This is a genomic window from Mycobacterium xenopi (assembly GCF_009936235.1).
Lineage (GTDB): Bacteria > Actinomycetota > Actinomycetes > Mycobacteriales > Mycobacteriaceae > Mycobacterium > Mycobacterium xenopi.
Genome location: NZ_AP022314.1, coordinates 3,184,041 through 3,196,719, shown reverse-complemented (window position 1 = coordinate 3,196,719; position 12,679 = coordinate 3,184,041). Strand labels below are relative to the sequence as shown.

Here is a 12,679-nt window from a genome sequence, read left to right as displayed (position 1 = left end):
GAGGTGGCTGCCCACACCTTAGCCCGACGACCACGCGGACCTGGGTAGAACTGCTGGTCAGACGGCGCACGACCACTCGCCGTCGACCGCTGTGGTGCGATAGACCGGTGACGAGCACTGACAACCAGCCGGCGCAGCTGCGTTCGCTGGCCGAAACGCTGGCCGCGGAGGCCGCTGCGTTCGTGCGGCGTCGCCGTGGCGAAGTATTCGGCGCCGGCGCTCCCGATGCCGGCGACGCGCCGGTGCGGACCAAAAGCACGCCGACCGACCCGGTGACCGTGGTCGACACCGAGACCGAGCGGCTGCTGCGCGACCGGCTGGCGCAACTGCGTTCCGCCGACCTGATTCTCGGTGAGGAGGGGGGCGGACCAGCCGATCCCGCCACCGCCGCTGACGGCGCTGTCAGGTGGGTGCTCGATCCCATCGACGGCACGGTGAACTTCGTCTACGGCATCCCTGCGTATGCGGTGTCGGTTGCTGCGCAGGTGGACGGCGTCTCGGTGGCCGGTGCGGTCGCCGACGTCGCCGCCGGCAGGGTGTATTCGGCGGGCGCCGGGCTCGGGGCACACGTCACCGACGAACAGGGGACCCGCCCGCTGCGCTGCACGGCGGTCGAGGACCTGTCGTTGGCGTTGCTTGGCACCGGATTCGGGTACTCCAGGCGGCGCCGCGCTGCGCAGGCGGCGCTGTTGGCCCGGATGCTGCCGATCGTTCGTGATGTGCGTCGCATCGGTTCGGCCGCACTGGATTTGTGCATGGTCGCAGCGGGCCGGCTGGATGCCTACTACGAACACGGGCTGCACCTGTGGGACTGCGCGGCCGGGGCGTTGATCGCCGCGGAGGCCGGCGCGCGGGTCGTGGTGCCAGCACCGGATGGGCCGGGCGGCACCGGGGGTTTGGTGGTCGCAGCCGCACCGGGAATCGCCGACCAACTGTTGGCCGCGCTCGAGCAGTTCGACGGCCTGCAGCCCATCCGCGACTAGCGCACCTCAGCAGCTGTTGGCGTGGATCTTCGAGATCAGCGCGGGATCGGACTCCTCGGTTGCGCCCGGGCGCAGACTGGCCAGCACGGTCTCGATGTCATCGCTGTGCGCCAGCGTGGTGAAGTCGGTGCCAAGCGCGAGGTCGACGGAATCGTCGGCGCGGTCATCGCGGAACAGTTCGGCACACGGCGCAACCAGCCACACGGCGGCCGCCGACGCTTGGCCCGCCTCACCGAACCGGATCTGCGCCTGGCAGTTCAGCCGGGCCGTTCGCGTAAACCGGGTCGTTGGCGGCGCTCGGCTGGGCGAAACCGAGATCGCGCAAGGCATCCGCGACGTCGGCGGCCTGACCGCCCCGCCCGCTGGCGTTCAGCACGTGGATCTTGGTTTCGGCGAGTTTGGCCGGGGTGACGTTCGTCATCGCGCTTCGAGGCACTTGCTCGCCTAGCCGCGGCTGTTCGCCAGTGGTCAGGCGCGGGGGCGGATTGCACGCCGTGATCTCGTGGACCTCGGATGAGCGGGTGAGCGCCATCGTCCACACCACGGCCGTCGCGACCAGCAGAACCAGCAGCAGGGCGATGGCCCGGCCGAGGATTGCGTCGTCGAAAGGGCCGGCCGTGCTTGTCGAAAGCGGTGCCTTCGGTGATTTGCGCGACCACGTTCGCACTCTAAACGCGATGTTTAAAACCGCCCACCGAGGGCAGACTGGGTGTGTGATGTAAATCACACTTGAACACACGGCGATACGGGCACGAATCGTTTGGTGGATGCGTTCGACGCTGGTACAAAGCGTTGCTTGGCAAGGTAACGAGGGGATGCGAAATGCCTACCGATTATGACGCCCCACGGCGCACCGAGACCGATGACGTTTCCGAGGACTCGCTGGAGGAGCTCAAAGCACGGCGAAACGAAGCGGCGTCGGCCGTGGTCGACGTCGACGAATCGGAGTCCGCTGAATCCTTCGAACTGCCCGGCGCGGACTTGTCCGGCGAAGAGCTGTCCGTGCGTGTGATTCCCAAGCAGGCCGACGAGTTCACCTGCTCGAGTTGTTTCTTGGTGCAGCACCGCAGCCGGTTGGCCAGTGAGAAGAACGGCGTGATGATCTGTACCGACTGCGCGGCCTGACCGGGCGGGCAGGTCAACTGCGCAATGCCGAGAGCACCCGATCCGGGTGACGGCAACTCACCAGCCAGTACGGCGTCGGATCGTCGGGGTCGTCGAGCACCACGAGCACCATCGGCCCAACCCAGGCCCGATGCAGCACGTACGCCGCGGGATCCAGCTGGCGCCCGAGGGCCGCGGACTTGGCCGAGCGCGGGATCTCGGCGGAGCGTGCGATCGCGGTGACCGGTAAGTGTGCTTGGCCGGCCCACAATTCGACGCCGTTGTCGCCGACGGTCACCCGGATTTCGAAGCGTCCCAACCACAACAGCGCCCCGGCGGCCACCGCGAACAACGCGACGAACGGTAGCCAGTCGGGCAGGCCGGGTATGCCGAGATTGACTTCGAACGCGATGAGCGCGGCCAGCGCGAAACCCGGCGGCCACCACCACCACGGCACCCACAATCGCTCGTGGTACCGCACGCTGTGCGGTGCGACGCGCGCCCCGGACACCCGGTCAAGAGTAGTCTGTGGCCCCGTGTCGACCAGTCTGGCGGTTGTCCGCTTGGACCGCGAACTTCCCCTGCCCAGCCGGGCCCACGACGGTGACGCCGGCGTGGATCTTTACAGCGCCGAGGATGTCGAGCTGGCACCGGGTCAGCGCGCGCTGGTGCGTACCGGGATCGCGGTTGCCATCCCGCACGGCATGGTCGGCTTGGTGCATCCGCGCTCGGGTTTAGCTGCGCGCGTAGGGCTTTCGATTGTTAATAGTCCGGGCACCATCGACGCCGGCTACCGCGGTGAGATCAAAGTGGCGTTGATCAACCTCGACCCGGACACGCCGATCGTTGTGCATCGCGGTGACCGCATCGCCCAATTGCTGGTGCAGCGGGTGGAGCTGGTCGAGCTTGTCGAGGTCTCGTCGTTCAACGAGGCCGGGCTGGCCGGGACATCCCGCGGCGACGGTGGCCACGGTTCCTCCGGCGGACACGCGAGTCTGTGACCCGCCTGCGACGATGCAAAGCGAAGCGATGAGCAGGAGGAGCGGCGCTGGCTATGGCATTCGGTAAACGCAGATCCAAAACTGCCAATAGCGACGGTGTCGTCGAACCCGAGCCGACGACCGCACCGCCGCAAAGCGAAGCGGTCGAGCCCGGGCCATCCGAAGAGCTGACCGGTCCGTTCGACATCGAAGATTTCGACGATCCAGCGGACGCCGAACTGGCCCGCCTCGACCTCGGCTCGGTATTGATACCCATGCCGGCGGCGGGTCAGGTGCAGGTCGAGCTGACCGAGGCCGGTGTTCCGAGCGCGGTGTGGGTCGTCACGCCCAACGGCCGCTTTACCATCGCGGCGTATGCGGCGCCGAAGACCGGCGGCCTGTGGCGCGAGGTGGCCGCTGAGCTTGCCGAGTCGCTGCGCAAAGACTCGGTCAAAGTCTCGATCCAAGACGGTCCGTGGGGCCGTGAAGTGGTCGGCGTCGCGGCCGGTGCGGTCCGGTTCATCGGGGTCGACGGCTACCGCTGGATGATCCGGTGCGTGGTCAACGGTTCGCACGAAACCGTCGACGCATTGACCGAGGAGGCCCGTGCTGCCTTGACGGACACCGTGGTTCGCCGTGGCAACACCCCGCTGCCGGTGCGCACGCCGTTGCCTATCCAGCTGCCCGAACCGATGGCGGCGCAGCTGCGTGAGGCTGCGGCCGCTCAGCAGGCCGCGGCGCAGCAGCCCGCCGCCCCCAGCAAGGGCCGCGGCGCAGCGCCGGCGGCTCGGCGATGCAACAGCTGCGCAGCAGCACCAGCGGCTGACCCGACCGCGTCTACAGGTCGGCGAGCGCGGCCAGGCAGGCCGCGCCCAAAGTGGCGGGCTCGGCGCCGATTTGATCCAGGGTCACTGTCCGCAACGCGCGCGCGGCGCGGCACGGACCCATTCGACACCGACGTCGAGCGGGTGGATGGGGTCGTCCGTGGCAGCGGCCACCGCCAGCGGTGCAACCAGCCGGGCCAGTTCGGCGCAGGTCGGCGCGACATAGCTGGCCGCTTCCTCCATCGCGTCGGGCAGCTGCGGCCACTGGCTCAGCCACGACCGGGCCAATTCGTCACCGAGCCAGCGCGGGCTGGACGCGCGCATCTGCGCCGTCGCCGCCACCAACCCGTCGCGGCGCAGCTGCTGCGCCGAATGCCGTGCCGCGTCGGCGGCGGGTGCCGTCGCCGGCGCCCCGGTCCATGCGGGCAGCGCCGCCATCACCGCGACCGCGCGATCGGGATTAGCCAGTGCCCAGGCGGCCGCCACCGCCGCACCGATCGACACCCCGCCGACCACGATCGGGCCGTGGCGCGCCGCGGTGTCCATGGCAGCCAGATACCCGTCGACCAGGCGGCTGGGCTGCGGCCGGTGGGCTTGCACCACCGCACCGGCCTCGTGCAGCGGCCCGCGGAACGCCCGCGCGACGTAGTCGTCGTCGGAGCCGGTCCCGGGCAACAACACGGCCCTGACGCCGCGCAAATTCACAGCCACGCCCCGATACTGCCTGGCGATTACGGGTACTCCAACCAACCCCCGGGGAGTGCGTGGCATTGGGGAACCAACAGGTCTACGGTGTCCGTTGGCATTAATGGATGGCGTCCACGATGGACTGGCTGACGTGTCAGGAGAGGCCATGACGGCCGAGAGTTATCTGCGCCGGCTCACCCGGCGGTTGACGGAGGATCCCGAGCAACTCGACGTCGAGGAGCTGTCCGACGAAGCCGTCACCACCGGGGCCCAGCGGGCCATCGACTGCCAGCGCGGCCAGGAGGTCACGATGGTGGGCACGTTGCGCAGCGTGGAAGCCAATGCCAAGGGGTGCGCGGGCGGCGTTCGCGCCGAATTGTTCGACGGCACCGACACCGTGACCCTCGTGTGGTTGGGCCAGCGCCGGATACCCGGCATCGAGTCGGGGCGCACATTGCGGGTGCACGGCCGGCTGGGCACGCTGGAAAGCGGCGCCAAGGCGATGTATAACCCGCGCTACGAAATCCAGCGGTGAGGGGACCGCACACGACGGCGCCCCATCCGAGGGGGTAAACCATGGCGGTCGAGCGCAGCGCCGACCAGCGCCTGCTGGCACAGCTGGGCGGGGCCAGTGGGCTGGTCTACTCATCGCTGCCGGTGGTGGTGTTTGTGGGCGTCTCCAGCGTGTTCGGGTTGCTGCCCGCGATCGGCGCCGCGCTCGGCACCGCGGCGCTGGTCTTGCTGTGGCGCCTGGTCCGACGGGAATCGACGCAGCCGGCGGTGGCGGCTTCTTCGGGGTCGCTTGCTGCGCGGTGTTTGCCTACGCGGTCGGGGAATCGAAGGGCTACTTTTTGCTGGGCATCTGGACCTCGCTGCTGTGGGCGGTGATCTTCGCGGTGTCGGTGCTGATCCGACGGCCGCTGGTCGGTTACCTGTGGAGCTGGGCGAGCGGGCAGGACCGCGGCTGGCGGCGGGTACGCCGTGCGGTGTTGGCGTTCGACGCCGCGACCCTGGCCTGGGTGCTGGTATTCGGTGCGCGGTTCGTGGTGCAGCGGCTGCTCTACGACGCCGACCAGACCGGCTGGCTGGGCGTGGCTCGCATCGCGATGGGCTGGCCGTTGAGCGTCGCGGCGGCGATGGCGACCTACGCGGCGATCAAGGCTGCCCAACGTGCGATGCGTCCGGCGCAGGCTGGTGTTCCGGCAGCAGCAGCCGACGCAACTCCTCCTCCACCTCGGTGACCGCAACGAAGAGCAGCTCGTCGCCGCCTTCCAGCGGCTCGTCGGCGGCGGGCACGATGACCCGCGGCCCCCGCAGTATCGTCACCAGCGCGGCATCGCGCGGCAGCTGAAGCCTGCGCACCGGCTTGCCGCCCCACGGGGTGTCGTCGGGCAGCGTGATCTCGACCAGGTTGGCTTGGCCCTTGCGGAACTCCATCAGCCGCACCAGGTCGCCGACCGCGACTGCTTCTTCGACGAGCGACGCCAGGATCCGCGGGGTCGACACCGCGACGTCGACGCCCCAGGCGTCGGTGAACAGCCATTCGTTGCGCGGATCGTTGACCCGCGCTACCACGCGGGGCACCGCGAATTCCGTTTTGGCCAACAAGCTCAGCACCACGTTGGCTTTGTCATCACCGGTGGCGGCGACCACGACGTCGAACTCCTCGAGATGCACCGACTCCAACAGGCTGAGCTCACAGGCGTCGCCCAACCGCCAGTGCGCGGCCGGCACCGAGTCGACGTCGACGTGGTCGACGTTGCGTTCGATCAACGTCACCTCATGACCGCTTTCGATGAGTTCCCGGGCGATCGAACGGCCGACCGCGCCGGCTCCGGAGATCGCGACTTTCATTCGAGGTCCTCACTTGGTGGCTGGGCGGCGATCGCTTGGGCCTCGGCGGCGCGTCCGGCTATCGCGGCGACATAGACCTGATCGCCGGCCTGGATAACGGTCTTGGGTTCGGGCAGCAGCCCGCTTCCGAACCGGATCATGAACGCGACCCGTGCCCCGGTGGCGTCTTCCAGATCGGTGATGCGGTGGCCCACCCAGTCTTCGTGTACGACAAGTTCAACGACGGCGACGGTACCGGTGGGGTCGCGCCACTTGGTGGTTTCGCTTTCCCGCAGCAGGGCATTGAGCAGCCGGTCAGTGGTCCACGGCACGGTGGCGATGGTGGGGATGCCAAGCCGCTCGTAGACGGCGGCACGCTTGGCGTCGTAGATCCGCGCGACCACCCGCGGCACACCGAATGTCTCGCGGGCCAGCCGGGCGGAGATGATATTCGAGTTGTCCCCGGATGACACCGCGGCGAACGCGCCCGCTTCCTCGATGCCCGCGCGCAGCAACACGTCGCGGTCGAACCCCACGCCCAGCACCCGTTCGCCCGCGAAATCCGGGCTGAGCCGGTTGAAAGCGGTGCTGTCACGGTCGATGATCGCGACATCGTGGCCGATACGGGATAGCCCGTCGGCCACGGCGGCCCCCACCCGGCCGCACCCCATCACTACTACCCGCACCTGAGGTCCTTTCGGCGGCAGCCTTTGCTCGGGGCCCTGTCGGCAGCCGTGAGCTCGCCGATGTGAGCCGGAACATGTCCCCTCCTAGGGAACGCTACCGCCAGAGCCGCATGCGCATACCCTTGGCTCTCGTGTCCAAACTCTCGACCGCGGCGCGCCGGTTGGTTCTGGGTCGACCGTTCCGCAGCGATCGGCTAAGCCACACCCTGCTGCCCAAGCGGATCGCGTTGCCGGTGTTCGCCTCGGATGCGCTGTCCTCGGTGGCGTATGCCCCCGAGGAGATCTTCCTGATGCTGTCGGTGGCCGGGTTGGCCGCCTACTCGATGACACCGTGGATCGGCCTGGCGGTGGCGGTCGTCTTGCTGGTGGTGGTGGCCAGTTACCGGCAGAACGTGCATGCCTATCCCTCGGGCGGCGGCGACTACGAAGTGGTGACCACCAACCTCGGTGACAACGCCGGTCTGCTGGTGGCCAGCGCTCTGATGGTGGATTATGTTCTGACCGTTGCGGTTTCGACGGCGTCGGCGATGTCGAACATCGGCTCGGCCATCCCGTTCGTGGCCGACCACACCGTGCTGTTCTCGGTGAGCGCGATCCTTTTGGTCATGGCGATGAACCTGCGCGGCGTAAGGGAGTCCGGGGTGGCGTTCGCGATCCCCACCTACGCGTTTATCGCCGGGGTGCTCATCATCCTCGGCTGGGGGCTTTTCCGCATCTACGCGCTGGGTGATCCGGTGCGGGCCGAGTCCGCCGGATTTGTGATGCATGCCGAGCACGGCAAGATCGCCGGTTTCGCGCTGATGTTTTTGGTGGCACGGTCGTTCTCGTCGGGATGCGCGGCACTGACCGGGGTGGAGGCAATCAGCAACGGGGTACCAGCGTTTCGGAAACCCAAGTCCCGCAACGCCGCAACGACACTGCTGATGTTGGGCACCATCGCGGTGACCCTGTTTATGGGCATCATCGTGCTGGCCGAGAAGACCGGCGTGCAGGTTGTCGATGACCCGGCCAAACAGCTGACCGGCACGCCGCCCGGGTATCACCAAAAGACTTTGGTCGCTCAGTTGGCGCAGGCGGTGTTCGGCAGCTTCCACCTCGGGTTGCTGCTGATCGCTGCGGTGACGGCATTGATCCTGGTGCTGGCGGCCAACACTGCGTTCAACGGCTTCCCCGTGCTGGGTTCCGTGCTGGCGCAGCACAGTTACCTGCCGCGCCAATTGCATACCCGTGGGGATCGGTTGGCCTTCTCCAACGGCATCGTGTTCTTGTCGGTGGCCGCCCTAGCGGCGATCATCGCGTTCCGTGCACAGGTGACTGCGCTGATTCAGCTCTACATCGTCGGCGTATTCATTTCGTTCACCTTGAGCCAGATCGGGATGGTTCGGCACTGGACCCGGTTACTTCGGACCGAAACCGACCCTGCGCTGCGGCGCAAGATGATGCGCTCCCGGGTGGTGAACACGGTCGGCTTCTTGTCCACCGGCACTGTGCTGTTCGTGGTTCTGATCACCAAATTCCTTGCCGGGGCGTGGATTGCGGTTTTCGCGATGGGCTCGCTGTTCGTGATCATGAAGCTGATCCGCCGGCACTACAACACGGTGAGCCAGGAACTGGAAGAGCAGGCCGCCGCCGACAAGGAGGTGGTGTTGCCCAGCCGCAACCACGCCGTGGTGTTGGTGTCGAAGTTGCACCTGCCCACACTGCGTGCGCTGGCCTACGCGCGAGCGACCCGGCCGGATGTCCTGGAGGCCGTCACCGTCAGCGTCGACGACGCCGAAACCCGTGAGTTGGTGCGCAAGTGGGAGGACAGCGATATCAGCGTGCCGCTCAAGGTGATCGCGTCGCCCTATCGTGAAATCACCCGCCCGGTTTTGGATTACGTGAAGCGGGTGAGCAAGGAGTCGCCGCGGACCGTGGTGACTGTGTTCATTCCGGAGTACGTGGTGGGGCACTGGTGGGAGCAGTTGCTGCACAACCAGAGTGCGCTTCGGCTCAAGGGCCGGCTGCTGTTCATGCCGAATGTGATGGTGACTTCGGTTCCCTGGCAACTGAGTTCGTCGGAGCGGGTCAAGACACTGCAGCCGCACGCTGCTCCGGGCGACGCCCGACGGGGTATTTTCGATTGATCGGCGAGTTGACCGGAACCCCACGTTCGGAGCTGACGTTGACCACCGGCGCTCCGGCCAACGGCGGCAGTTGCGTGGCACGTCACGAGGGTCGGGTGGTGTTCGTGCGTTACGCGCTGCCCGGTGAGCGGGTGCGGGTACGGGTCACCGCCGACCGTGGCTCCTATTGGCACGCCGAGACCGTCGAGGTGATCGACCCGTCGGCCGATCGGGTCCCGTCACTGTGCCCGATCGCCGGGGTCGAGGGCGCCGGGTGTTGCGATCTGGCGTTCGCCCGCCCGGAGGCGGCGCGCGACCTCAAGGGACGCGTGGTCAGCAACCAGCTGGCCCGCCTGGGTGGCTACCGCTGGCACGGCGAAGCCGAACCCCTCGGCGCGGCCGGTCCGACCGGTTGGCGAACCCGGGTGCGGCTCGACGTGGGGGATGACGGGCGGGCCGGTTTTCATCGCTACCACAGCGACGAACTGGTCACCGACCTGCGCTGCGGGCAGCTACCGGCCGGGATGACCGACGGTTTGGCGTCAGCCGACTGGCCGCCGGGCGCGCATGTGCATGTCGCCGTCGACGACGACCGGCAGCGGCATGTGGTGTGCACAGCCAAGCGGGGGCGCAGAACCCTCGCGGAGGTGGTCGAGGGCGGATCTCAGGCGGTGCAGCGAGCGGCCGGGCGCACCTGGCGGGTGCCGGTGACCGCGTTCTGGCAGGCCCACCGCGACGCGGCGCAGGTTTACAGCGCCATGGTGCGCGACTGGGCGCAGCCCGCTGCCGGGACGACGGCCTGGGACCTCTACGGCGGCGCGGGCCTATTCGCGGCGGTGCTGGCTGCGGCGGTGGGGGAGTCGGGGCGGGTGCTGAGCGTCGACACCGCTCGGGCAGCGTCGCGGGCCGCGCGCGCGGCGCTGGCCGACCTGCCGCAAGTGCATGTGATCACCGATTCGGTGCGCCGCGCGCTGGCGGCGCAATCGGTGGCCGCTGACGTGGCAGTGCTCGACCCACCGCGCTCGGGCGCAGGTCGTGAGGTCATCGAGCTGCTGGCTGATGCGAGAGTGCAACGGGTCGTGCACATCGGTTGCGAGGCAGCATCATTCGCCCGTGATATCGGTCTGTACCGCGGTCACGGCTACACGGTCGAGAGGCTGCGGGTGTTCGACGCCTTCCCGCTGACCCATCACGTGGAGTGTGTGGCGCTGCTGACCCGCTAGAGGCTGCGACTGCTATCGTCAGGGTTCGATCAGGCCGGTTCTGATCGCGTAGCGCGTCAGTGCCAGTCGGTCGCGCAGGCCAAGCTTTTGCAGCGTGTTTGTCCGATGCCGGTCTACCGTCTTGGCGCTGATGCCAAGGGTTTTCGCGATCAGTTTCAGCACTTCTTCTTCGCGGGGTGTGAGAATGGTGTCCGGCAACCCGTCTGAGCGCTGTGTCCGGTGCAGGAATTCCCGGATCAGCGCGCTCACCGCAGAAAGGGCTCACCGCGCATCGTTGCCCGACACGCCTCGAGGTCATCGCGCCGCTGGCAAGCGACATCGTATCGGGGAACGCCGTCACGGCGCCCTTAGACGCATTTCGTGGCCACCGGAATGTGCTCAGGCCCAGACGAAATAGCGCACCCACAGGTAGACCGCGGCGAGGACAAGCGAGACCGCCGTGACCACAACGCCTTTGCGGGTGAACTCCCAAAACGAAATGGAATTGTCTGCGTGACGGGCGATTCCGAGCATGACGACGTTTGCGCTGGCCCCGACAGCGGTTAGGTTGCCGCCGAAGTCGGCGCCGAGCGCCAGGGCCCACCACAACACGTCAGGGTGAGGATGCGCCGGCACCGCGGCGGACAGTTCGCTGACGATCGGTGTCATGGTGGCGACATAGGGAATGTTGTCGATGACGCCCGACACGGGTGCGGATACCCCGAGGATCAGCATCACGGTGAACAGCGCGTTGCCGCCGGTCACCTCGGTGGCCGCGTGTGCCAGCTTGTCGATAACACCGGTTTTCATTAGGGCGCCGACCATCACGAACAAGCCGGCAAGGAACAGCAGCGTGTCCCATTCGACGCTGGCCAGATAGTCGGAGCGCTCGAGCCCCGATATCACGACCAGGAGGCCCGGCACCCAGCAGGGCCACGAGCGACGGCTCCACGTGCAGCACCGGATGGGCGACGAATGCGGCGAACACCAGTGCCAGCACCACGCCGCATTTCACCAGCAATCCTCGGTCGCGGATGGCCTCCCCCCTCGTCCAGCGACATCACGTCGGCGACTCGCTGGGCATCGACGTCGAACGAGCCAGCGAACAGCCGCGGTAACAGCGCGACGAACACCACCATGACGATGAGCACGATCGGCGCCATGTGCAGCAGAAAGTCGTTGAACGTCAGCCCGGCCCGGCTGGCGATGATGATGTTCGGCGGGTCACCGACCAGCGTCGCGGCGCCGCCGATGTTGGACGCGAACACTTCGGCGATCAGAAACGGCGCCGCGTTGATCGCTAGCCGGTCACACACCAGCAAGGTGACCGGCGCGATCAGCAACACGGTGGTGACGTTGTCCAGCAGCGCCGATCCCACCGCCATGACCAGCGCCAGCAGGATCATGATGCGCAGTGGGGAGCCCTTGGCTCGTTTGGCCGACCAGATCGCGACGTATTCGAAGACGCCGGTCTGGCGCAGCACGCTGACGATGACCATCATGCCGAGCAGCAAAAAGATGACGTCCCAGTCGATTCCGGTCCGATGGGAGTAGAAGATGTCGGCGGAGTTGATCACCGGCAAGGTGACCACGACGGCGGCACCGGCCAGGGCAACCACGGTCTTGTCGATGCGATCGCTGGCGATCAGTGCATAGGCGACCACGAACACCGCGACCGCGACGGCGCTCATCGGCGGTTACGCCGATTGACCGTCGCGCATCGGCCAGCGCAAAGACTCGGGTCCGCCGTGCTTTTCGGCGTGCCGAGCGTCAAGGTTTCAGCGCCGCGGCCAGCAGCCGCGATGCGGTGATCACCCCATGCAGCGCGCCGTCCTTGACCACCGCGACCAACGGGCTTCTCGACCGCGCCATCATCGCGGCCACCTCGATGATGGTGTCGTCGGCTTCGGCGTAGGGGATGTTGAGCAGGTGGTCGGGCAGCACCTCGCGAACTGTCTTGCCGCCCAGCTTTTCCGCCACGCGGTCGGCCATCGACTCGTTGAGCACACCGGCCAGCGACGGGTCGTCCTGCACATAGCGCGGCACGATGAATCGGACCACCTGAGAGGCCGGCAGCACCGCATACGGCTTGCCTGACGGGTCGGTGACCACGATCCCCGGCAGGCGATGCTCGGCGAGCATGCGCGCGGCGTCCAGCGCGTCGGACTCGATGCTTACGACTGGGAAGTTCTCGGCGATCTCCGCTGCCCGCATAATTCGACGATACGTCGGCTGCGGCGGCGATCACACGCCCAGGTGCGGGGCGTCGCGAAGT

General features: G+C 67.5%; 10 protein-coding genes and 6 pseudogenes. 8 read left to right on the top strand and 8 right to left on the bottom strand.

Features of this window, described 5'->3' with window-relative positions:
- Window positions 1-107: 107 nt before the first annotated feature.
- Window positions 108-983: an inositol monophosphatase family protein gene (locus tag MYXE_RS15015; protein ID WP_003919100.1), complete on the top strand. Its 876-nt coding sequence runs from the start codon at window positions 108-110 to the stop codon at window positions 981-983.
- Between the two features lie 6 nt (window positions 984-989).
- Here MYXE_RS15015 and cei read toward each other — a convergent pair.
- Window positions 990-1,642 (bottom strand): annotated as a pseudogene (gene cei / locus MYXE_RS15010) (envelope integrity protein Cei).
- A 163-nt stretch (window positions 1,643-1,805) separates the two neighbouring features.
- On the opposite strand from cei, the gene MYXE_RS15005 reads away from it, so the two are divergent.
- On the top strand, window positions 1,806-2,108 hold the full coding sequence (locus tag MYXE_RS15005; RefSeq protein WP_003919098.1) for a DUF4193 domain-containing protein: 303 nt from the start codon (window positions 1,806-1,808) through the stop codon (window positions 2,106-2,108).
- A 13-nt stretch (window positions 2,109-2,121) separates the two neighbouring features.
- Here MYXE_RS15005 and MYXE_RS15000 read toward each other — a convergent pair whose 3' ends face one another.
- Window positions 2,122-2,598 (bottom strand): DUF3093 domain-containing protein, encoded by a 477-nt coding sequence (locus MYXE_RS15000; protein WP_003919097.1) that lies wholly within the window; start codon window positions 2,596-2,598, stop codon window positions 2,122-2,124.
- A 25-nt stretch (window positions 2,599-2,623) separates the two neighbouring features.
- Here MYXE_RS15000 and dut point away from each other — a divergent pair, with 25 nt between their 5' ends.
- Both dut and MYXE_RS24600 read left to right on the top strand, forming a co-directional pair.
- On the top strand, window positions 2,624-3,088 hold the full coding sequence (gene dut, locus MYXE_RS14995; RefSeq protein WP_003919096.1) for a dUTP diphosphatase: 465 nt from the start codon (window positions 2,624-2,626) through the stop codon (window positions 3,086-3,088).
- 53 nt (window positions 3,089-3,141) lie between these two features.
- Window positions 3,142-3,893, top strand: a pseudogene (locus tag MYXE_RS24600) (DUF3710 domain-containing protein).
- 11 nt (window positions 3,894-3,904) lie between these two features.
- Here the strand turns inward: MYXE_RS24600 and MYXE_RS24595 are convergent.
- A pseudogene (locus MYXE_RS24595) lies at window positions 3,905-4,566 on the bottom strand (alpha/beta hydrolase).
- A gap of 178 nt (window positions 4,567-4,744) precedes the next feature.
- Between MYXE_RS24595 and MYXE_RS14985 the strand changes: the two are divergent.
- Together MYXE_RS14985 and MYXE_RS14980 are read left to right on the top strand one after the other, a co-directional pair.
- Window positions 4,745-5,113: an OB-fold nucleic acid binding domain-containing protein gene (locus MYXE_RS14985; protein ID WP_003919093.1), complete on the top strand. Its 369-nt coding sequence runs from the start codon at window positions 4,745-4,747 to the stop codon at window positions 5,111-5,113.
- A gap of 122 nt (window positions 5,114-5,235) precedes the next feature.
- Window positions 5,236-5,819 (top strand): annotated as a pseudogene (locus MYXE_RS14980) (DUF3159 domain-containing protein).
- Here the strand turns inward: MYXE_RS14980 and MYXE_RS14975 are convergent.
- Together MYXE_RS14975 and MYXE_RS14970 are read right to left on the bottom strand one after the other, a co-directional pair.
- Window positions 5,734-6,432: a potassium channel family protein gene (locus MYXE_RS14975; RefSeq protein ID WP_003919091.1), complete on the bottom strand. Its 699-nt coding sequence runs from the start codon at window positions 6,430-6,432 to the stop codon at window positions 5,734-5,736. The pseudogene MYXE_RS14980 and the gene MYXE_RS14975 overlap by 86 nt on opposite strands.
- A complete protein-coding gene (locus MYXE_RS14970; protein WP_003919090.1) occupies window positions 6,429-7,097 on the bottom strand; it encodes a potassium channel family protein in 669 nt (222 codons plus the stop codon). Before MYXE_RS14970 ends, MYXE_RS14975 begins: the two co-directional genes overlap by 4 nt.
- Before the next feature lie 131 nt (window positions 7,098-7,228).
- Here MYXE_RS14970 and MYXE_RS14965 point away from each other — a divergent pair, with 131 nt between their 5' ends.
- Both MYXE_RS14965 and MYXE_RS14960 read left to right on the top strand, forming a co-directional pair.
- Window positions 7,229-9,223 carry an APC family permease gene (locus MYXE_RS14965; RefSeq protein WP_085193772.1) on the top strand — a complete coding sequence of 665 codons (1,995 nt, stop codon included), beginning with the start codon at window positions 7,229-7,231 and terminating at the stop codon, window positions 9,221-9,223.
- A gap of 8 nt (window positions 9,224-9,231) precedes the next feature.
- Window positions 9,232-10,425 (top strand): class I SAM-dependent RNA methyltransferase, encoded by a 1,194-nt coding sequence (locus MYXE_RS14960; RefSeq protein ID WP_085193875.1) that lies wholly within the window; start codon window positions 9,232-9,234, stop codon window positions 10,423-10,425.
- A gap of 18 nt (window positions 10,426-10,443) precedes the next feature.
- On the opposite strand, the pseudogene MYXE_RS14955 reads toward MYXE_RS14960, so the two are convergent.
- The 3 genes and pseudogenes from MYXE_RS14955 to MYXE_RS14945 form a co-directional block, all read right to left on the bottom strand.
- A pseudogene (locus MYXE_RS14955) lies at window positions 10,444-10,727 on the bottom strand (response regulator transcription factor); the annotation flags it as partial.
- 76 nt (window positions 10,728-10,803) lie between these two features.
- A pseudogene (locus MYXE_RS14950) lies at window positions 10,804-12,095 on the bottom strand (ArsB/NhaD family transporter).
- Between the two features lie 79 nt (window positions 12,096-12,174).
- Window positions 12,175-12,618 carry a CBS domain-containing protein gene (locus MYXE_RS14945; protein WP_003919085.1) on the bottom strand — a complete coding sequence of 148 codons (444 nt, stop codon included), beginning with the start codon at window positions 12,616-12,618 and terminating at the stop codon, window positions 12,175-12,177.
- Between the last annotated feature and the right edge of the window lie 61 nt (window positions 12,619-12,679).

What these genes read in the sequence shown, in the direction of transcription:
- MYXE_RS15005 (WP_003919098.1), top strand. Translation starts at nt 1,806, where the DNA reads ATGCCTACCGATTATGACGCCCCACGGCGCACCGAGACCGATGACGTT.
- MYXE_RS14985 (WP_003919093.1), top strand. Translation starts at nt 4,745, where the DNA reads ATGACGGCCGAGAGTTATCTGCGCCGGCTCACCCGGCGGTTGACGGAG.
- MYXE_RS14975 (WP_003919091.1), bottom strand. Translation starts at nt 6,432, where the DNA reads ATGAAAGTCGCGATCTCCGGAGCCGGCGCGGTCGGCCGTTCGATCGCC.
- MYXE_RS14945 (WP_003919085.1), bottom strand. Translation starts at nt 12,618, where the DNA reads ATGCGGGCAGCGGAGATCGCCGAGAACTTCCCAGTCGTAAGCATCGAG.